This is a genomic window from Rhizobium tropici CIAT 899, assembly GCF_000330885.1.
Taxonomy (GTDB): Bacteria; Pseudomonadota; Alphaproteobacteria; order Rhizobiales; family Rhizobiaceae; genus Rhizobium; species Rhizobium tropici.
The window spans coordinates 200,677-220,966 of sequence record NC_020059.1; the positions used below are offsets into that span (position 1 = coordinate 200,677).

Sequence of the window (20,290 nt, forward strand, 5' to 3'; positions counted from 1 at the left end):
CGGGCAACCGCCGTCAGCGGCGGTTGCCTTCCTATTTCAGGGCGTGAAAGGCAGCTCGGATTTGCTGCAGAAGAACACATATGCCGGCGAGGCCGCCGCCATGCGAATGCCCCCGTTGACGGCTGCTCCCCGTAGCCGCGTTCGGCACGCATCCGTCGTCGCCCTTGCTTCGATCGTCGCGCTTCTGAGCCTTGTGCCGCTCGGCTTCATCGTCTGGATCACGATCGACACTGGCTGGACGGAAGTCGCCGCCCTGGTTTTCCGCAGCCGCGTCGGCGATCTGCTCGTCAATACCGTCCTGCTCGAAGTCTGCACCATTCCGCTTTCCATCCTGCTGGCAGTGACGCTCGCCTGGCTGACCGAACGCACCGATATCCCCGGCGCGCGTCTCTGGTCCTGGCTGGCGGCCGCACCGCTTGCCGTGCCCGCCTTCGTGCACAGCTACGCCTGGGTCAGCCTCGTGCCGAGCATGCGCGGGCTCTGGAGCGGCGTGCTGGTATCGGTGCTTGCCTATTTTCCGTTCCTCTATCTGCCGGTCGCGGCAGCGCTGCGCCGGCTCGATCCGGCGATCGAGGATGCCGCCGCCTCGCTCGGCCTCGGCCCCTGGCGCGTCTTCTTCCGGGCGATCCTGCCGCAGCTTCGCCTCGCCATCTGCGGCGGCTCGCTGCTGATCGGCCTGCATCTCCTGGCGGAATACGGTCTCTACGTGATGATCCGTTTTGATACCTTCTCGACCGCAATCGTCGACCAGTTCCAGTCGGCCTATAACAGCCCGGCAGCCAATATGCTTGGCGGCGTCCTCGTCTTCTGCTGCCTGCTGATGCTCGGCATCGAGGTGCTGGCGCGCGGCAACGAACGCTATGCCCGCATCGGCTCGGGTGCCGCCCGCCCGGCCGATCGGCGCCGTCTCGGCTGGTTTGTCGTTCCTGCGGTCGCGCTGCCCATCGTCACCGCCGCCTTGACGCTCGGTGTTCCCTTCGTCACCCTGGCGCGCTGGCTTTATCTCGGCGGTGCCGACGTCTGGCGGATCGATACGGTCGGCTCGGCCTTGCTGCAGACCATTCTTCTCGCGATCGCCGGTGGCCTCCTCGCCACCATTGCAGCGACCCCGATGGCATGGCTGTCGGTACGCGCCCCCGGCCGGCTGCAGCGCATTCTCGAAGCCTGCCACTATTATGTCGGCTCGCTGCCGGGCGTCGTCGTCGCTCTGGCGCTGGTGTCGATCACCGTCCGGCTGATCCTGCCGCTCTATCAGACTTTTGCGACGCTACTGCTCGCCTATGTGCTGCTGTTCCTGCCGCGCGCCATGGTTGGTCTGCGTGCCAGCATCGCCCAGGCACCCGTGGAGCTTGAGCGCGCCGCCATGGCGCTTGGCCGTACGCCGGCGCAGGCCGTGCGGCAGATCACCATGAGGCTTGCCGCTCCCGGCTTTGCCGCCAGCGTCGCGCTCGTCGCGCTCGGCATCACCAACGAGCTGACGGCGACGCTGATGCTTTCTCCCAACGGTACGGAAACGCTGGCGACGAAATTCTGGTCGCTGACCAGCGAGATCGATTATGTTTCCGCAGCGCCCTACGCCTTCATGATGGTCGTCCTGTCGCTGCCGCTCACCCTTCTTCTCTACGTGCAATCAAAGCGAACGGCCGGACAATGACCTTTCTGGCGATCAAGAATATCAGCAAGCGCTATGGTCCCGTGCAGGCGCTCGACAATATCGACCTCACGATAGCCGCCGGCAGCCGCACGGCCATCGTCGGCCCGTCCGGCTCCGGCAAGACGACGCTGCTGCGGATCATCGCCGGCTTCGAAACTCCCGATGCCGGTCAGGTGGTGCTTCAGGGCGAAACACTGGCGGATGGAGAGGCCATCGTACCCGCGCATCGGCGCGGCATCGGCATTGTCTCTCAGGATGGCGCCCTGTTTCCGCATCTGAGCGTATCGGAGAATATCGGTTTCGGCATGGAGCGCGGTGCGCGCGATCGCGATAAGCGTATCAACGCCCTCATCGATATGGTCGAGCTCGACCGCGGCATGCTCGACCGCCGGCCGCATCAGCTCTCCGGCGGCCAGCAGCAGCGCGTGGCGCTTGCCCGCGCGCTCGGCCGCAAGCCGCGGCTGATGCTGCTCGACGAGCCTTTCTCCGCTCTCGATACCGGCTTGCGCGAAAACATGCGCAAGGCCGTCGCCCGCGTGCTGCAGATCGCCGGCATCACGGCGGTCCTGGTGACGCATGATCAGGCGGAGGCCCTGTCCTTCGCCAATCAGGTTGCTGTCCTGCGCGAGGGCAGGCTCATACAGGCCGGCACGCCGCAGGCGCTCTATCTCAACCCGAGGGATCGCGAGACGGCACTCTTCCTCGGCGATGCCATCATATTGGCGGCCGATCTCGATCAAGGTCTGGCCAAATGTGTCCTGGGGCAGATCCTGGTCGATGCCGGCAACCGGCAGGGTCGCGCCGATATCATGTTGCGGCCGGAGCAATTGCGCCTCCGGGCGATCGATGAAGCCGGCGCGGGTGCTGCCTGCATCGGCAAGGTGACCGAAATCGAGTTTGGCGGCGCCGTCTGTGCTGTTACGGTCGTGCTCTCCAACGGCTCTGAGACGCTGAATATCAAGAGTTCCGGTGTCGGCCTGCCCGAGGTCGGCAGCATGGTCTCTGTGAGCGTCATCGGAAAGGCACATGTGTTCGACAGGCTCGATAGCTGAGCGTTAATTCGAGTTGAAGCAGGCGATGCTTTGGGCAAGATAAAGCATGTCGCGCAAAAGTGTGCGGCGGTTTTGCGACAACGACATGCGTCAAATCAAGGTCCTAAAGCGCAAGAAGCGAATCTGAAGGATCGCGGTGCGCTTTAGGCACGCCATCATCGTGCCCCTATGCCGAAGGAATCTCTCCATGTCTTTTCCTTATGAGATCGAGCCGGATCTTCCCTTCCTCACCTCGCTTCGCCGCAATCTTCATGCGCATCCGGAACTCGGCTTCGAGGAGGAGCGCACCAGCGGCATTGTCGCCACCTTGCTGGAGGAAGCGGGGCTGACCGTGCATCGCGGCCTCGGCAAAACCGGTATCGTCGGCACGCTGCAGGTCGGCAACGGCACGCGCCGTATCGGCCTTCGCGCCGACATGGATGCGCTCGCCATGCCTGAAAAGGCCAATCGGCCCTACAAATCCACCATCCCCGGCAAGATGCATGCCTGCGGACATGATGGCCATACGACGATGCTGCTCGGTGCCGCCCGTCATCTGGCGGCCACGCGCGGCTTTTCCGGCACGGTGCATTTCATCTTCCAGCCGGCGGAAGAAGGTCGTGGTGGCGCCAGGCGCATGGTGGAAGATGGCCTTTTCGATCTGTTTCCCTGCGATGCCGTCTACGGGCTTCACAACATGCCCGGCCTTGCGGTCGACGAGATGGCGGTTGTCGAAGGGCCGCAGCTTGCTTCATCGGATAGCTGGCGCATCACCTTCCGAGGCACAGGCACCCACGGCGCCAAGCCGCATCTCGGCAAGGACCCGATCACGGCAGCGGCGACCTTCCTTTCTGCGCTTCAGACCATTGTCGGCCGCGTCGTCGATCCGCTGCAGCCGGCCGTCGTCAGTGCCTGCTCGCTGCAGGCGGGCGATCCCAAGGCGCTGAACGTGATACCGGATACGGTCGAGATCGGCGGCACGGCGCGCGCCTACACGCCGGAGGTCCGCGATCAGCTGGAAGAGGAGATCGGGCGCCTGGCGCATGGGACTGCAGCCATGTTCAACATTGCCGTCGATCATCAGTTCGAGCGCCGCATCCCGCCCGTCGTCAACGATGCCGATGCCACGGCGCGGGCGCTGAAGGCTGCGACGACTGTTTTTGGCGAGAATATAAGGACCCGCTTCCCGCCATCGACCGCCGGCGACGACTTCGCCTTCTTCGGTCAGAACGCTCCCGGCTGCTATGTCTGGCTCGGCAATGGCCCGGCCGTTGACGGCGCCCTGCATCACAATACGGCCTATGATTTCAACGATGAGGCAATCGCCTCGGGTGTGGCTTTCTGGACGACATTGGTCGAGCAGGAGTTGGGAGAGGGTTGAGACAGGGCTGAACGTGCCTTACCGCGGTACACCGCCTCTTTTCAGCGTTCAGCCTCTCGCAGCAACGCGTCGAATATGATCCGTCGCGTCCTTTCGACATCGATCTCCACGGCGAAATGGGCATTGAATTGCCCATGCGAGGCGCGCGTTTCGACGACGGTGCGCCCACGCGTGTGCTGTCCATGCAATTCCGCATCGATCCGGGCATGCCGAAAGGTTGCGATGTCAGGTTCGACGAAAACGGCGGCAGCCGTCGGGTCGTAGATCGCCATGGCCGGTCTGCCGCGGCTGATGGCGATGTTGACATAGCCCTCGAGCAGGTCTGCAAGCAGCTGCGCCTTTTCTCCGGCTATCTTCCGGATATGGGCGACATCTTCCGGCCAGGCCAGCACCTTGCGGCAGATATCGAGATCGACCATGCGCAACGGCAGGGCATGCGCCAACGCAATGGCGAGCGCCTCGGGATCGGCAAAGGCGTTGAACTCAGCCGATGCCGTGTGATTGCCCGCAGTGACCCCGCCGCCCATCCAGATCAGCTCGTCGATGCGGGCGGCGAGATCCGGCCGTGCCAATGCCAAAGCGGCAATATTCGTGAGCGGCCCGAGCGCCAGGATGCGCTTCGGTCCGTCGCTGTCGGAAAGCCAGTCGCATAGCGCGGTAAATGCGTCGCTTAATGAAAGTGGATCGGCCGGCGGCAGGCTTCTGCCTGTGGTCGGAATGCCGGTCTGGCCGAGAATGTTCTGCGCCGTTTCCAGCTTGCAGAGAACGGGCAGCTCGCGGCCGGTATGGATCGGAAAGGTCCAGTTGAAGACGGCGGCAGCGCTCGCCGCATTGGCCTTAACGTGAGACAGGGGTGCATTGCCGCTGACGAGCGAAACGCCATCGATGACGAGATCCGAATGCGCCACCACCAGGATGGCGGCGATATCATCGAACCCCATATCGGTATCGATCCAGATTCCCATACTCTATCTCATCGGTCGCAGCGAAATGGCACGGCGGCGTTTCCCGCCGCCCTGGCGGGATGGTCGCGGGACGCGCGCAAGCGGTGTTCGTCCCGCAGATCGCTTAGCTGGCGAGCGCGTCGAGGATGCGGATCCAGGAGCGGATGCCCTTGTGATAGGAGCGCAGCTCGTATTTCTCGTTGGGCGAATGGATGCGGTCGTCGGAGAGGCCGAAACCGACGAGTAGCGATTCCATGCCCAGCATCTTCTGGAAGTCGCCGACGATCGGGATCGAGCCGCCCATGCCGATGATGAGGGCTGGTTTCGGCCACTCGTTGGAAAGCGCCGTCTTCGCCTTGGTCAGTACCGGCGAATCGTAGGAAAGCTGGATGGCCGGCGAGCCGCCATGCTCATGGAATTCCACCGAGCAATCCCCAGGGATCTTGGAGCGCACATAGGCGCGGAAGCTCTCGCGGATCGCCGAGGGATTCTGCTGGCCGACGAGGCGGAAGGAGACCTTCGCTGATGCCTTGGCGGCAATCACCGTCTTGAAGCCGGCGCCGGTATAGCCACCCCAAATGCCGTTTACTTCCGCCGTCGGCCGCGCCCAGGTGAGCTCCATCACAGACCGGCCCTTCTCGCCCGAGGGAATCGACAGGCCGACTTCGCCGAGGAATTTTTCGGCCGTCATGCCGAGCTTCTCCCAGGAGGCCTTGATATTAGCAGGCGTTTCCTCGACGCCTTCATAGAAGCCGGGAAGCGTAATGCGCCCCGTCTGGTCATGCAGGCCGGCAAGGATGTCGGTCAGAATGTGGATCGGATTGGCGGCAGCGCCGCCGAAAAGGCCCGAATGCAGGTCGCGGTCAGCAGCGGTGATGACGATTTCCTCGCCCACCAGGCCGCGCAGGCCTGCCGAAATCGCCGGCGTATCGCCGTCCCACATGCCGGTATCGCAGACAAGGGCAAAGTCCGCCTTCAGCTCGGCAGCATTGGCTTCAAGGAAGGGCTTGAGCGAGGGCGAGCCGGATTCCTCTTCGCCTTCGAAGAGGATGGTGATGCGCACCGGCAGTGCGCCCCTCGTTTCCTTGTAGGCGCGCACCGCCTCGACGAAGGTCATCAGCTGCCCCTTGTCGTCGGACGTGCCGCGGCCGGTCAGGACCTTGCGGCCATTGCCCAGGTCCTTGATCGCGGGAGCGAAGGGATCGCTTTCCCAAAGCTCGAGCGGATCGACGGGCTGCACGTCGTAGTGGCCGTAGAACAGCACATGCGGCGCATCGGCAGTGCCGGCATCGTGATGAGCGACCACCATCGGATGACCGGGCGTATCGCGTACGGAGGCCTTGAAGCCAAGCGAGTTCAGATAGGTGACCAGCCATTCCGCCGCCTTGCGGCATTCCGCCTTATAGTCCGGGTCCGTCGAGATGGATTTGATACGCAGCAGCTCGAAGAGGTTGTCGAGGCTGGAGGGAAGATTCTGATCGGCGCGGTCGAGAACGGGCGATAGATCGGTCATATCCGACTCCTTACATGAAATTTGGAGCGACGATAGACCAAAGGGCAGTCGGTTTCGAGGCGTTAAAACCGAAAATTTACCGTAGCTTGCCTCTTTCGATGGAGGCCTGCTCTTATGTGATTAGTTGCGCATGTAGTTTACAAGTTTTTTAGATTATTAGAAATAACGTCAATCCAGAAAAGTATTCTGGAGACGCGTAATGTTTTCAGTGATTGCATGTATTCGCGACGCTCATGACTTCAGGCTTATTCTCGTGGCGGCTGCCATCTGCCTCGTCGGCAGCCTTGCCACCATGCTTCTTTTTTCGCGTGCGCAGGAATGCGGGTCGCATCAGCGGCGCTACTGGATTGCGGCCGCGGCTTTTGCCAGCGGTGTCGGTATCTGGGCGACGCATTTCATCGCCATGCTCGCCTATGAGAGCAACCTTCCCATCTCCTACGGCGTTTCGCTGACCGCGCTTTCGGTGGTCTTTGCCATCGTCGGTTCATGGCTCGCGATTGCCGTTGCCTTCGAATGGGATAATCGCGCTTCCTTTACAGTCGGCGGCATGCTGATGGCGTTTGGAATAGCCGCCATGCACTTCACGGGCATGCAGGCCATCGAGGCCTCGGCAAGGCTCTCCTTCGATATACCGCGCGTCGTCGCTTCAATCGCCATCGGTGGCGTCTTCTCTTCACTGGCTTTCCTGGTGTTTCGCAGCCTTCGTGGCTTCAGTCGCATCATGGTCGGCGCTCTTCTGCTGTTGCTTGCGATTTGCTCCCTGCATTTCACCGCGATGAGCGGCGTGACGCTGACGCCCGAAATTGGGATGCCGGGGGCCGCCCTCGCCATGGATCGAAGCATCCTCGCAGGCATCGTCATGGCTGCCGCGATGGGTCTGATTCTCATCGCTCTCGGCGCCATCTTCATCGACCGTCATCTGACCGACCTTCGCGGCTTCGCCAATGCTTCGCTCGAAGGCCTGCTCATCATCCGTGAGGGCCGGGTCATCGATGCCAACGAGCGATTTTTCGCCATTTCCGGATGGTCGCAGCAGCAGGTGGTCGGTGCCCCGCCAGAAACCTTCCTGGCGATCGACATAGATGCCCAAAGTGATGCCGCCATTCCACTGGAGACAACGCTGTCCGGCTATGATGGCAACGCGATCCCAGTCGAAACCGTGCGTCGCTCCATCACCTATCGCGGCCACGAATGCAGCGTATTGGTCGTGCGCGACCTGACCGAGCGGCGTCAGGCGCAGCAGATGATCGAGCATCTGGCGCACCATGACATATTGACGGATCTGCCCAATCGCTCGCTCTTCGACCAGCGCATGCGCCAAGCGCTGCAGGTGGCCAACCGCAGGGGCGGGGAAGTCGCCATCTTCTGTCTGGATCTCGACCGCTTCAAGGCCATCAACGACGTCTTCGGCCATGCGGAAGGCGATCGCATCCTCTGCAAGGTTGCCGGCATCCTGCAGCGTGCGATCGAGGAGGGCGATACGGTGGCAAGGCTCGGCGGCGACGAGTTCGCCATTATCCAGCCCAGGCGTCAGCAGCCTGAGGGGGCCACGCGCCTTGCCGAACGCGTTCTTTCGGAATTTGGCATGGAGATGGATACCGCCCGGGATCCGACGGCCGTCGGCGTCAGCATCGGTATCGCCATCTATCCGCGTGATGGCACGAGCGCCGAGCAGCTTTACGCCAATGCGGATATGGCGCTTTATCGTGCCAAGCATGCGGGCCGAGGTCATGCCTGCTTCTTCGATGCCGAAATGGATAAGGCCGTGCGCACTCGTCGCCAGCTTGAGAACGATCTGCGTCAAGCCATTCTGCGCCGTCAGCTCTTCCTGGAATATCAGCCGATCTACGATGTGGGGAGCGACGGTGTCAGCGGTTATGAGGCGCTGTTACGCTGGGCGCATCCGGATCGAGGCGTGATTGATCCAGAGACGTTTATTCCCATTGCCGAGGAAAGCGGATCGATCGTTGCGATCGGTGAATGGGTGCTGCAGCAGGCATGCCAGGAGGCGACGCGCTGGAGCGAGCCCGCGAATGTCGCGGTCAACCTCTCGCCGCTGCAATTCATGATCCCGACCCTCTACGACCAGATCGAACGTATCCTGCGCAAAACCGGCCTCGATCCGCAGCGCCTCGAACTGGAAATAACGGAGGCGGCGCTGATGCGCGAACGAACGACTGTGATAGCGACATTGCAGCGGCTGCATCGCCTCGGCGTTCGCGTGGTCATGGATGATTTCGGCACCGGCTTTTCCTCGCTCAGCAATCTGCGCGCCTTCCCATTCGACAAGATCAAGGTCGACCGCAGCTTCACCGGCGCCCTCGAACACGATCCCGCAGCTCGCTCGATCGTCCGCGCCATCATCGGCCTCGGTCACAGCTTGAATATGCCTGTGGTCACGGAAGGGGTCGAAACGGAAACCCAGCGCCGCATCGTCATCGAGGAAGGCTGCGCCCAGCTTCAGGGGATATTCTTCGGCAAGCCCGATGTCGGGCCGAGCCAGTTCCAGTCGGCTTTGAATAAGGTGGTCGGCCAGGGCTGAGGCGCGTTGCGCAAAAGCATGAAGCGGCTTTGCGGAAAACCGCCGCGCCCTTTTCTTGGGGTTGCTCTAAAGCTGTCTGGCATTCTCCAGCACGCGCCGGATATATTCCAGTAGCAGCTCGCGTTCGAATTGCCGGAAATCCTTGAGAAGATCCGTATCGGCGGCCATGGCGGCCTCGATCGCTTCCACCTGCATGGCTGCGGCCTTGTTCGTCAGGAAGACCAGTTGCGCCCGCTTGTCCGAAGGATGCGGGCGGCGTTCCACCAGGCCGTCCCGTTCCATGCGCGACAGCGTATTGGCCATCGTCGCCTGTTCGATGTCGATTCTCTCGAGCAGCTGCTTCTGCGTCAGCCCGTCCTCAGACCACAATTCCAGCAGGATCGGAAACTGACCGGGGGAAAAGCCGAGCGTCGCCGCGCGTTGTTGTAGCGAGCGAGCGAATCCCTTCGCCATCTGACTGGCAAGGTAGGCGGCGGAGTCCATCCGATTAAATCCCATGATTGCAAATATGCCCATAATTCAGGAGCAAGACAATCAGCAATTCTTTGGCTAGATCTCCTCTGAAATAAGCAACTCAGGTGAATTTTTAACCTTCATAGGTTGCATTTTTTATATGAAAAAGCCGCCATGGCCTGGAGGGGACGCCATGGCGGCTCATGAAAGAGGGACAAAGGCCCGGAGAGGGGATAGGCCTTTGTCCTAGTCTGACATGGCGGGGGACAGGCCGGTTGTCAGACCCGCGGCGTATCAATCGCCGGTGAATAGGATTTGAGGTTTCGAATGTGGTTTTTCAAGGGAATGCGCAGATTAGATTGATTAAAAGTTAGTAACGTTTCGGTGAGAGATCTGGCCCTGTTACAACACTGCAAAACTGAAGTTTATATGGACGTTGGAAGTGCGCCACGCTATCCATGCTTCCATGAAAAAAGGTGATCATCTCTTCCTCGTCGACGGTTCCGGTTTCATTTTCCGGGCCTTTCATGCTTTGCCGCCGCTGACGCGCAAGTCCGACGGATTGCCGGTCGGCGCCGTCTCCGGTTTCTGCAACATGCTGTGGAAGCTGCTGACTTCGGCGCGCGATACCTCGGTGGGTGTGACGCCGACGCATTTTGCCGTGATCTTCGACTATTCCTCGAAGACCTTCCGCAAGGACATCTTCCCGGAATACAAGGCTAATCGCTCGGCGCCGCCGGAAGAGCTGATCCCGCAGTTCGGCCTCATCCGCGAGGCGACCCGCGCCTTCAACCTGCCCTGTATCGAGACTGACGGCTTCGAGGCCGACGACATCATTGCGACCTATGCCCGTCAGGCGGAGGCGGCTGGCGCCGATGTGACGATCATCTCGTCCGACAAGGATCTGATGCAGCTCGTCACCCCCATGGTCCACATGTATGACAGCATGAAGGACAAGCAGATCGGCATTCCCGACGTGCTCGAGAAGTGGGGTGTACCGCCGGACAAGATGATCGATCTGCAGGCCATGACCGGCGACTCGGTCGATAACGTCCCCGGCATTCCCGGCATCGGCCCGAAGACGGCGGCGCAGCTTCTGGAGGAGTTCGGCGATCTTGACACGCTGCTCGCCCGCGCCGACGAGATCAAGCAGCAGAAGCGCCGCGAAAACATCATCGCCAATGCCGAACTTGCTCGCATTTCGCGGCAGCTCGTGACGCTGAGGACGGATGTACCGCTGGAACTTGCGCTTGACGCGCTGGTGCTGGAGCCGCAGGACGGCCCGAAGCTGATCGGCTTCCTGAAGACCATGGAATTCACGACCCTGACGCGGCGCGTGGCGGAGGCCTGCGACTGCGACGCGGCGGCAATCGAGCCTTCCGTCGTCAAGATCGAATGGGGCGAAACCGCCCACGGTCCCGATCTCGATATCGGCGAGAATGTCGATCTTGTTGCCGGCAGCGTTGTCGAGGCCGGAGGGGCATCGGTTCCGGCGCCGTCGGCCAAGGCGCGTCTGGCTTTGGATGGCACCACCGAGCCCGAGGATCTCGCCAAGGCGCGCGCCGCAAGTTTTGCGAGCGCGCCGATCGACCATTCGAAATATGTGACCATCCGCGATATCGCCACGCTCGACCGTTGGATCGCGGATGCGCGCGAAACCGGCATCGTCGCTTTCGATACGGAAACGACCTCGCTCGATGTCATGCAGGCTGAGATCGTCGGCTTCTCCCTGGCGATCGCCGACAACCGCAACGATCCCTCCGGTTCTTCCATCCGTGCCGCCTATGTGCCGCTCGCTCACAAGACCGGTATCGGCGATCTGCTGGGCGGTGGCCTCGCCGACAATCAGATCCCGCTGCGTGATGCGCTGGCTAGATTGAAGGATCTGCTGGAGGATGCCTCCATCCTCAAGATCGCGCAGAACCTCAAATACGATTACCTGCTGATGAAGCGCTACGGCATCGAGACGCGGTCCTTCGACGACACGATGCTGCTCTCCTATGTGCTCGATGGCGGCGCCAATGCCACGCATGGCATGGACAGCCTCTCCGAGCGCTGGCTCGGGCATAAGCCGATCGCCTACAAGGACGTCGCCGGCAGCGGAAAGTCCAACGTCACGTTCGATCTCGTCGATATCGACCGCGCCACCGCCTATGCCGCCGAGGATGCCGACGTGACGCTGCGCCTCTGGCTGGTGCTGAAACCACGACTTGCGGCAGAAAAACTTTCAGTCGTCTACGAACGGTTGGAAAGGCCGCTCGTGCCGGTGCTTGCCCATATGGAAGAGCGCGGCATCACCATCGACCGGCAGATCCTTTCCCGCCTTTCCGGCGAGCTTGCGCAGGGTGCCGCTGCTCTCGAGGACGAGATCTACCATCTGGCTGGCGAGCGCTTCAATATCGGCTCGCCGAAGCAGCTCGGCGATATCCTGTTCGGCAAGATGGGGTTGGCCGGTGGCAGCAAGACCAAAACCGGGCAATGGTCCACCTCGGCGCAGGTGCTGGAGGATCTGGCGGCGGCCGGCTTCGAACTGCCGCGCAAGATCGTCGACTGGCGCCAGCTCACCAAGCTGAAATCCACCTATACGGATGCGCTGCCGAGCTACGTTCATCCCGAGACGAAGCGCGTCCACACCTCCTATTCGCTGGCCTCGACCACGACAGGGCGCCTCTCCTCCTCCGAGCCGAACCTGCAGAATATTCCGGTGCGCACGGCGGAGGGCCGCAAGATCCGCACGGCCTTCATTTCGACGCCGGGCCACAAGCTCGTCTCCGCCGACTACAGCCAGATCGAACTGCGCGTGCTGGCGCATGTCGCCGATATCCCGCAGCTCAAGCAGGCCTTCGAAGACGGCATCGACATTCACGCGATGACAGCATCCGAAATGTTCGGCGTGCCGGTGGATGGAATGCCGAGCGAGGTGCGCCGCCGCGCCAAGGCGATCAACTTCGGCATCATCTACGGCATCTCCGCCTTCGGCCTCGCCAACCAGCTCTCGATCGAGCGTTCGGAAGCCGGCGACTATATCAAGAAGTATTTCGAGCGCTTCCCCGGCATCCGCGATTACATGGAAGGCGCCAAGCAGGCCGCGCGCGACAAGGGCTACGTCGAGACGATCTTCGGTCGCCGCATCCACTTCCCGGAGATCCGCTCCTCCAACCCTTCCGTCCGCGCCTTCAACGAGCGTGCCTCGATCAATGCGCCGATCCAGGGTTCTGCCGCCGACGTCATCCGCCGCGCCATGATCAAGATGGAGCCGGCGCTGACCGCAGCCGGCCTTGGCGATCGCGTGCGCATGCTTCTGCAGGTGCATGACGAACTGATCTTCGAAGTCGAGGATGCCGATGTCGAGCGCACGACGCCGATCATCGTCTCGGTCATGGAAAACGCCGCCATGCCGGCGGTCGATATGGCCGTGCCGCTGAGGGTCGATGCGCGCGCTGCTCATAACTGGGATGAGGCGCACTGAGGGGTGGGTCGGTCTATCCCGCCCCTGGCGGGCGGGAAAGCAAAATCAGGACTTAGCCGCCAGGCTAAGTGCTAGATTTTGCAAGGGCGGGGGTAGGCAGGGACGCATCGGCTTGCCAGACGTAGGATGAGCGAGAAAGAACCCCCCTCTCTTGCAATTTCAATGGCTTAGAAATTGCGCTTGGCTTTCAACTCGTGGAAGGTTTCGTACCGCAATTCCTAAACCAGTGAAATTGCTTTCTCGCCCGCCAGGGGCGAGATGGAGCGGCGTCCAGCCTCCTTCATTTCCCGACCAGCGTTTCCAGCACCGAAACGATCGCGCGTTCGGCTTCTTCGAGCGTCCCGCTATTGTCGATATCGACGACGTCGTAGCCGCCCGCGACGGTGAGCGAGCTTCTTTCCAGCCGCTTCAGTACGTCCTCACGGCTCTCGCGTCCACGCGCCATCAGGCGCTCGGCAAGCACTTCGCGCGTAGCCGTGATGTTGATGACCTTCAGCCGGGGAAATGCGGCCTGGAAGCGGTGCAGCGCCGAGCGCGAGCCGTTGGCGATGACCAGATTGCCGCGAGCGAGTTCATCGGTGACGTCGGCCGGAATGCCGTATTTCAGGCCATGCGCTTCCCAGGAGACGGCAAAGGCGCCGGCCTGTTCCATCGCATCGAAATCCGCTTCCGAAACGCTTTTGTGGTCCTCGTTGCCGGCATCGCCGTCGCGTGTGATGACGCGGCGAACGAAGTGGACATCCGGCCGGCCGGCAAAATGCTGGGCGGCCAGATTCATCAGCGTATCCTTGCCGGCACCGCTCGGGCCGACGACGACGGCGAGCGTGCCCGCTGTCGCATCCGTCAGGCCGAGATTAGCCGGCTCGAGATTGGCGCTTGCGCTCATGCCACCCGGCGTCCTTCCCGCCAGACGGAGCGCGTAACCGGAACGCCATGATCGCGGCGGACGCGCACGAGATCGGCGCGCAGGCCCTCTGCAATGCGGCCGCGGTCGTTGAGGCTGACCGTCCGTGCCGGGGTCGCCGTCACCATGGCGATCGCCTGCGGCAGCGAAATGCCCTCGACCTCGTCCGCGAGGATGAAGGGCGCATGCAGCAGGCTGAGCGGCACGTAGTCGGAGGAAAGCACGTCGAGCACACCAAGCTCGGCCAGATCGCGGGCGGCGATATTGCCCGAATGCGACTTGCCGCGCACGATGTTCGGCGCGCCCATCAGCACGCTCATGCCGGCGCCGTGCGAAGCCTTGGCGGCATCGATGCTGGTCGGGAATTCCGCGAGGCGAACGCCGTAATTGATGGCTTCATCGACATGGGCGAGCGTCGCATCATCATGACTGGCAACCGTGATGCCGCGTTCGGCGCAGACCTTGGAGATCGCGTCACGATGCGGCGTGGCATATTTGGCCGATTCTTCCTGGCGCTTGGCAACGAACTTGGCAAAGGCTTCGTCGCTGAGCCCGCGCTTCTTCTGATAGTAGAAGATGTACTGATCCATGGTCTGGAACTGGCGCTGGCCCGGCGCATGGTCCATCAGCGAAACCAGACGCACGTAAGGGTCCTTCTCGAAGTCCTGGAAGTGGTCGAGCACGTTGTCGGAGGAAACTTCGCAGCGCAGGTGGATCAGGTGATCGGCGCGCAGGCGGTCTTCGCGCTGGGCCGCCTGGATCGCGTCGGCCATGTCGCGCATCTCGCCCTTTTCGAAACCGCCATCCTCGTCCGAGCCCATGCGCAGGCAGTCGAACACGGTCGTGATGCCCGAGGTGACGATCTGGGCATCATGGGCCTGGATCGCGGCCGTCTTGTTCCAACGAACGCCCGGACGCGGGGAATAATGCGCTTCCAGATGGTCGGTATGCAGCTCGACCAGACCGGGGATCAGATAATCGCCCTCGAAATCCTCGCCGATATCGGACTTACCCTCGGAAATCGCGGCAATGCGACCGTCGCGGATCAGCACCGAACCCTCGACGATCCTGTCTTCAAGGACGATGCGGGCGTTGGAAAGGACGGTTTCTTTGCTCATGTCGGATCTTTCATGTTAGGCGTCGGCAAGCGGCAGCCAGGAACGGACGGTAAAAGGAGCGCCGCGCTCTTCTTCGACGAAGATGGCGAGGCCGGAAATATCGAGCGGCTTGCCGGTATGTTCGGCGAAACGTTCGCGCAGGACCTCATGCATCTCGGCCTGTCGTTCGGCCGGAACGCGCCCTGTCAGCGTCATATGAAAACGGAACTCGTCATTGACGTAAGGATAGCCCCAGCGCAGCAGATTCGCGCGCTCTGGTTCTGTGAGACCCTCCGGCTTGCGCCGGGCGATATCATGATCCGAAAGCGGTGCGCGGAACGGCTCGAAGGTTTTCACCACGCGTGAGGCGAAATCCTGCAGCGGCTGGTAAAGCGAGCCCGGCACGAGCGCGAAGAAATGGCCGAGCTGGCCGAGCACGAGTTCGGGAATGGTGAAAGCCTTGGTCCGCGAGGCGAATTCGGCGGCGACCTCGAGGAGATCGCGCTCGGTCACCGAAGCGGCCAGCTCGAACGGCGCCTTCAGCGTGGCATGAAAGCCATAGCGGCGCGGATCGGCCGTCAGCTCGGCATGGCCTTCCGGCAGCGGACCCATGGCCTTGTCGGAAAAAATCTCACCGGAAAACGCATCGCGGCCAAGCCAGCGAGCGGCAAGCGATGTCAATGGATCGTCTTTGGGCGGCGTGAAATAGAGAGCATAGCGCAAGGCTGCATTCCTTGGAAAAATCGGCTGCGCGGGACACTGTTGGGTGATTTGCTTCAAACCGCAAGAGCAGCAAGGCAGCAACGGTTCGAATCCGGCTAAAGCCGGCCTGACCGCTACGGTCCTGCCGGCCTGCGCTACCGGATTCCCGTGACAGAATGATGATGGAAAATGATTTTTTCCCGATCTTTTTATTTCGCTCGCGTGCCCATCAGCCGCGAGCGCAAGGCGTTGGATGCAGCGTCGAAAAGGAAGACGACAATTAGGATCAGCAGCACCATGTAGGCGACGTTTTCCCAGTTGGAATTGGTGCGCATCGCTTCCCAAAGCTTGAGGCCGATGCCGCCCGCACCGACGGCGCCGATGATGGTCGCGCCGCGCACGTTGGATTCCCATTGGTAGAGCGTCTGGCTGACGATGACCGGAACGATCTGCGGCACGATGCCGTAGCGATGTACGAGAATGGTCGGCGAACCGGTGGACTTGACGCCTTCGCGCGGCTTGTTGTCGATATTCTCGAGGCCTTCGGAATAAAGCTTGCCGAGCGTACCCGTCTCCGTGAGGAAGATCGCGCCGCTGCCGGCAAGCGGGCCGGGACCGAAGGCGCGGGTCAGGAACAGTGCCCAGATCAGCATGTCGACCGAACGCAGGAAGTCGAAGAGGCGTTTGAGGATCTGGTTGAGCAACCGGTTCGGCGTGATGTTTCGGGCGGCCAGAAAGGCGAGCGGAAAGGCCGCGAGCGAACCGAGCAGTGTGCCGAGGAAGGCCATGACGATGGTCTGGAACAGCTTGGTCCAGACATCGCCATGCTGCCACGCGCCATTGTTCCAGACATTGTCGAATGCCAGTGAGAGATTGGATTGCGTGGGGTCCAGCCGCGGCCCGGAAACGATCAGGCCGATGACTTCACTCGCCGGCTTGTCGAAGAAGGGCGAATGCGTATCGAAGACGAAGTTGGCCCAGCCGAGAAAGCGCTTGCGGATCTTCACGCGGTCGGTGGAAATGCTGGCATCGCCCGCGAAGCCGAGATTGACGAGAATATTGTCGTCATAGACGGTCATCCAGCTGGGAACGGGCGCGGAGCCGACGATTTTCGGCACATCGCCGGCAATATCGATTGGAATCGTAATGCCGTGCGCGGTCACGATGGCCTGCGTCTTGGTGACGGTTACCGTGCGGCTCGTGCCGCTGACGGAAACGGTCATGCTGCCATCAGGATTGGTCTTCACCCAGTCGGGATGCGGATTGTCGCCCAAAGGCGAAAAACGCGGATATTTGATGGTGATCTTGTCACCGGAGATGCGGAACTCCGGCTGCACGTCATAGCTCACCCATTCGCTGAGATAGATGCCGACGCGTTCCCAGCGTGCTTCGGAAATGACTTTCGGCAGATCGAAGAACCAGACTGCATAGATGCCGTAGAGGACAATGCCGATGAACATCGTCAGCGCACCGAAGCGCTGGCGGAAGGACCGGTGAAGAACCTCCGGGTAACGTGCTTCGATTTCCTGCATGCGGCTGGCGTCGATGATGGACATGGTCAACCTCAATGCTGCAAAAGGAAGGCATGTTCGCCGACCAGACGGCGGCGGAGCCATGCGGAAAACTGATCGACGGCGATGATCGTCAGGAAGAGAAGCAGCACCAGCGCCAATGTCTTGGCGCCAAAGCCGCGCGAGATGGCAAGCTTCAGCTCCTCGCCGATACCGCCGCCGCCGACGGCACCGATGATGGTGGAGGCGCGAACGTTGATCTCGAGGCGCAGCAGCGCGTAGGACATGAAGTTCGGCAGCACCTGCGGCAGGGCGGCAAAGCGGACGCGCTCGCTCCAACTCGCGCCAACGGCGCGCATGCCCTCGTCGGGTTTCATGTCGATATTCTCGACGACTTCGTAGAAGAGCTTGCCGAGCGCGCCGATCGTATGCAGGCCGACGGCGATGATGGCGGCAATCGGGCCGATCGACAGGATCGCCGAAAACAGCCCGGCGATGACAATCTCGGGGAAAGCCCGCAAGAATTCCATGATGCGCTTGGTCACCAGGCGGATCGGATTGGATGGCGACATGTTGCGGGCGGCAAAGAAGCTCAAAGGCACGGCAAAGACCACGCCGATGATGGTCGATACCAGCGCCACGTTGATCGTGATGATCATCAGCTCGAAATATTCGGGGATGTAGAAATCGCCCCAGACATAGACGCGGCCGAGCGGGAAATTGAATTCCTCGCCGCCGGCGCCATTGGCGCCGTTCGGGCTCGGCAGGTCAAAGAGCGCGCGATAGACGTCGTTCCAATCCTTGGGAATGAGCCAGCTCAGGAAATCGAAGAGATGCGGCAGGCGGTCGAAGAAATGCCCGGCGTTGTTTTCGTCGGCGAAACGCACGGAGCCGACGAAGGCGACGAGCAGGATCACGAGGCCGATACCGGTGTAGAGGCGGCGCTTGGCCACCATCTTGCTCCAGGCGTCGCCGATCTCCTTGGCGCTCTGCGGCGCGCTTTGCATGTTCGGGTGCGTATCGGCGATCGTCATGAAATCCTGCCCTTGTGAATCGCAAAGGGGTGTGAATAGCAAAAGGGCGGCCGTTGCCGGCCGCCCCATTATCGGGATGTGGATCAGCCGCCGATGGCAGCCTTACGAACTTCGATAACGGCGTTGTAGAAATCCGGGGTAACCTTGACGTAGCCCTTGAAGTCGCCGCCTTCGATGGCGTTGAAGCACTTGGCGTCGGTGGTCGGCAGCTTCAGGAAGAAGTCGGCCAGCTTGGTCTGCCATTCGGTGCCGAGAGCGTTGCGAACGACGAGCGGGCCGTTCGGGATCAGCGGCGAACGCCAGACTTCGACGAGCTTGTTCGGGTCGACGGTGCCCTTGTCGACAGCCTTACGGAAGGTGCCGGAGGTGAAGCCGTCCTTGAAATTGCCGATGCCCGAGGAATCGTCGACAGCAACGTCGACCTTGCCGTCGTAGGCGGCGAGCAGGTTGTTCTCATGGCCGCCGTTGAACTGGGTCGAGGCGAAGAACTTGTCGTTCGGGGCGCCGGTGGTCTTCGGAATCTGCGTCAGCGGAACGAGGTAGCCCGACGTGGAGTCCGGATCGGCATAGCCGAGCTTCTTGCCCTTGGCGTCGGCGATCGTCTTGATGCCGGAGGACTTGAGAGCGAGGCCGATCGAATAGTAGCCGGTCGCACCGTCGGTCTGCTGTGTGGTCAGAATCGGGGTAACGGCCTTCGGGTCCTTGATGGCGACGGCTGCGTAGCCGGAAGCGCCGAGTTCTGCGAAATCGAGCGTGCCGCCGAGCAGGCCCTGGATAACGCCGTTATAGTCGGCAGCCGGGAACAGCGAAACCTTTTCGAAGCCGAATTCCTTCTTCAGGTGGTCGGAAAGGCAGGCGTAGTTGCGCAGGCGGTCGGCTTCGTTTTCGCCGCCGAGAATGCCGACGCGGAATTCCTTGAGATCTGCGGCGTTGGCGGCAGCGCCGACTGCGAGCGCAACAAGCGCCGTAGCGGCAAAGAGTGCTTTCTTCAACATGGGTTCGTCTCCTGATTAACCGGTGTCCCCGGATGTCTTCGGTCTGATAGAAGAAATGCGCCCTTGACGCGGGCCTTCGATCCCGGCTGTCCCTCTCAGAGACCGGCCAGTGCCAGCGGTTGCGGGCCGGCAGATTCAGTCGCCAAGGCTTGGGCGGCCGGATCGGCGATGTTGATGGATGTCGACGTCATGGTCTCGTCGATCCCGGCGCCGTCCTTGTCGGTGCCGTAGATTTCCTTGACGGCGGCTGCCGTCAGATCGGTCGGCTTGCCGTCGAAGACGACCTTGCCGGCTGCCATGCCGACGATGCGTTCGCAATAATTGCGCGCCGTATCCAGCGTATGCAGGTTGGTGATGACGGTGATGCCTTCGCGCTCGTTGATATCCCGCAGCGCATCCATGACGATCTTGGCATTCAGGGGGTCGAGCGAGGCGATCGGCTCGTCGGCCAGCATCATCTTCGGCTGCTGCATCAGGGCGCGGCAAATGGCGACGCGCTGCTGCTGGCCACCGGAAAGCGTGCCGGCCATCTGCAGGGCCGTCTGCTCGATACCGAGGCGCTCGAGTGCCGCGATGGCTTCGATGCGCTCCTCGCGGGAAAAGACGGACAGGAGGCTCAGCACGGTCGAGCGCTGGTTCAAGCGGCCGAGCATGACGTTGGTGAGCACGTCGAGGCGAGGAACCAGGTTGAACTGCTGGAAGATCATGGCGCAATCGCGCTGCCAGCTGCGCAGCGCACGGCCGCTGAGCTTGGAGACTTCGACGCCGGAGAAATGGATGGAGCCGGAACTCGGATCGGCGAGACGATTGATCATGCGCAGCAAAGTCGACTTGCCGGCACCGGATCGGCCGATGACGCCGACCATCTGTCCCTGCGGTATGTCCAAAGTCACGGAATCGACAGCGAGCTTGTTTCCAAACCGTCGCGAGACATTCCTGAGTTCGAACATAGTGCTTCCCTTTCGCGGCTGCCGGGCTGCAGAAATTTCAGCGGTACCGGTGCTAAGAATGGGCGCATGCCCCTGCCTCGAAGGGAGTTTCGACGGGGTCGGCGCCAATC

Annotated in this window: 15 protein-coding genes; 5 read left to right on the forward strand and 10 right to left on the reverse strand. The window is 61.7% G+C overall.

Features of this window, described 5'->3' with window-relative positions; genetic code table 11:
- The first annotated feature begins 100 nt into the window (after positions 1 to 100).
- The 3 genes from RTCIAT899_RS00965 to RTCIAT899_RS00975 all read left to right on the forward strand — a co-directional run bounded on the left by RTCIAT899_RS00965 (position 101) and on the right by RTCIAT899_RS00975 (position 4,066).
- Positions 101 to 1,654: an ABC transporter permease gene (locus RTCIAT899_RS00965; RefSeq protein ID WP_015338343.1), complete on the forward strand. Its 1,554-nt coding sequence runs from the start codon at positions 101 to 103 to the stop codon at positions 1,652 to 1,654.
- Positions 1,651 to 2,706, forward strand: coding sequence for an ABC transporter ATP-binding protein (locus RTCIAT899_RS00970; protein WP_015338344.1), 1,056 nt, complete (start codon positions 1,651 to 1,653; stop codon positions 2,704 to 2,706). Before RTCIAT899_RS00965 ends, RTCIAT899_RS00970 begins: the two co-directional genes overlap by 4 nt.
- Before the next feature lie 187 nt (positions 2,707 to 2,893).
- Complete coding sequence (locus RTCIAT899_RS00975) at positions 2,894 to 4,066, forward strand: M20 aminoacylase family protein (protein WP_015338345.1); 1,173 nt, start codon at positions 2,894 to 2,896, stop codon at positions 4,064 to 4,066.
- A gap of 41 nt (positions 4,067 to 4,107) precedes the next feature.
- Here RTCIAT899_RS00975 and RTCIAT899_RS00980 read toward each other — a convergent pair whose 3' ends face one another.
- On the reverse strand, positions 4,108 to 5,031 hold the full coding sequence (locus tag RTCIAT899_RS00980; protein WP_015338346.1) for a nucleoside hydrolase: 924 nt from the start codon (positions 5,029 to 5,031) through the stop codon (positions 4,108 to 4,110).
- A 103-nt stretch (positions 5,032 to 5,134) separates the two neighbouring features.
- Entirely contained in the window at positions 5,135 to 6,523 is a 1,389-nt protein-coding gene (locus RTCIAT899_RS00985; RefSeq protein ID WP_015338347.1) for a M20/M25/M40 family metallo-hydrolase, read from the reverse strand.
- A 199-nt stretch (positions 6,524 to 6,722) separates the two neighbouring features.
- Between RTCIAT899_RS00985 and RTCIAT899_RS00990 the strand changes: the two genes are divergently transcribed.
- A complete protein-coding gene (locus RTCIAT899_RS00990; protein WP_015338348.1) occupies positions 6,723 to 9,065 on the forward strand; it encodes a bifunctional diguanylate cyclase/phosphodiesterase in 2,343 nt (780 codons plus the stop codon).
- Positions 9,066 to 9,131: 66 nt separating this feature from the next.
- Here the strand turns inward: RTCIAT899_RS00990 and RTCIAT899_RS00995 are convergent, their stop codons facing one another.
- A complete protein-coding gene (locus tag RTCIAT899_RS00995) occupies positions 9,132 to 9,548 on the reverse strand; it encodes a MarR family winged helix-turn-helix transcriptional regulator (RefSeq protein WP_015338349.1) in 417 nt (138 codons plus the stop codon).
- A gap of 436 nt (positions 9,549 to 9,984) precedes the next feature.
- Between RTCIAT899_RS00995 and polA the strand changes: the two genes are divergently transcribed.
- Positions 9,985 to 12,987: a DNA polymerase I gene (gene polA, locus RTCIAT899_RS01000; RefSeq protein ID WP_041677155.1), complete on the forward strand. Its 3,003-nt coding sequence runs from the start codon at positions 9,985 to 9,987 to the stop codon at positions 12,985 to 12,987.
- A 280-nt stretch (positions 12,988 to 13,267) separates the two neighbouring features.
- Here the strand turns inward: polA and phnN are convergent, their stop codons facing one another.
- The 7 genes from phnN to phnC all read right to left on the reverse strand — a co-directional run bounded on the left by phnN (position 13,268) and on the right by phnC (position 20,180).
- Positions 13,268 to 13,873 (reverse strand): phosphonate metabolism protein/1,5-bisphosphokinase (PRPP-forming) PhnN, encoded by a 606-nt coding sequence (gene phnN / locus RTCIAT899_RS01005; RefSeq protein ID WP_015338351.1) that lies wholly within the window; start codon positions 13,871 to 13,873, stop codon positions 13,268 to 13,270.
- Positions 13,870 to 15,009: an alpha-D-ribose 1-methylphosphonate 5-triphosphate diphosphatase gene (locus RTCIAT899_RS01010; RefSeq protein WP_015338352.1), complete on the reverse strand. Its 1,140-nt coding sequence runs from the start codon at positions 15,007 to 15,009 to the stop codon at positions 13,870 to 13,872. Before RTCIAT899_RS01010 ends, phnN begins: the two co-directional genes overlap by 4 nt.
- Before the next feature lie 15 nt (positions 15,010 to 15,024).
- Positions 15,025 to 15,711, reverse strand: a complete 687-nt coding sequence (locus RTCIAT899_RS01015) for a DUF1045 domain-containing protein (protein ID WP_015338353.1) — start codon at positions 15,709 to 15,711, stop codon at positions 15,025 to 15,027.
- Between the two features lie 188 nt (positions 15,712 to 15,899).
- Entirely contained in the window at positions 15,900 to 17,246 is a 1,347-nt protein-coding gene (phnE, locus tag RTCIAT899_RS01020; protein WP_015338354.1) for a phosphonate ABC transporter, permease protein PhnE, read from the reverse strand.
- Positions 17,247 to 17,254: 8 nt separating this feature from the next.
- Positions 17,255 to 18,235 (reverse strand): phosphonate ABC transporter, permease protein PhnE, encoded by a 981-nt coding sequence (phnE, locus tag RTCIAT899_RS01025; RefSeq protein WP_015338355.1) that lies wholly within the window; start codon positions 18,233 to 18,235, stop codon positions 17,255 to 17,257.
- Positions 18,236 to 18,318: 83 nt separating this feature from the next.
- Positions 18,319 to 19,230 (reverse strand): phosphonate ABC transporter substrate-binding protein, encoded by a 912-nt coding sequence (gene phnD, locus RTCIAT899_RS01030; protein WP_015338356.1) that lies wholly within the window; start codon positions 19,228 to 19,230, stop codon positions 18,319 to 18,321.
- 95 nt (positions 19,231 to 19,325) lie between these two features.
- On the reverse strand, positions 19,326 to 20,180 hold the full coding sequence (gene phnC / locus RTCIAT899_RS01035; protein WP_015338357.1) for a phosphonate ABC transporter ATP-binding protein: 855 nt from the start codon (positions 20,178 to 20,180) through the stop codon (positions 19,326 to 19,328).
- Positions 20,181 to 20,290 lie beyond the last annotated feature (110 nt).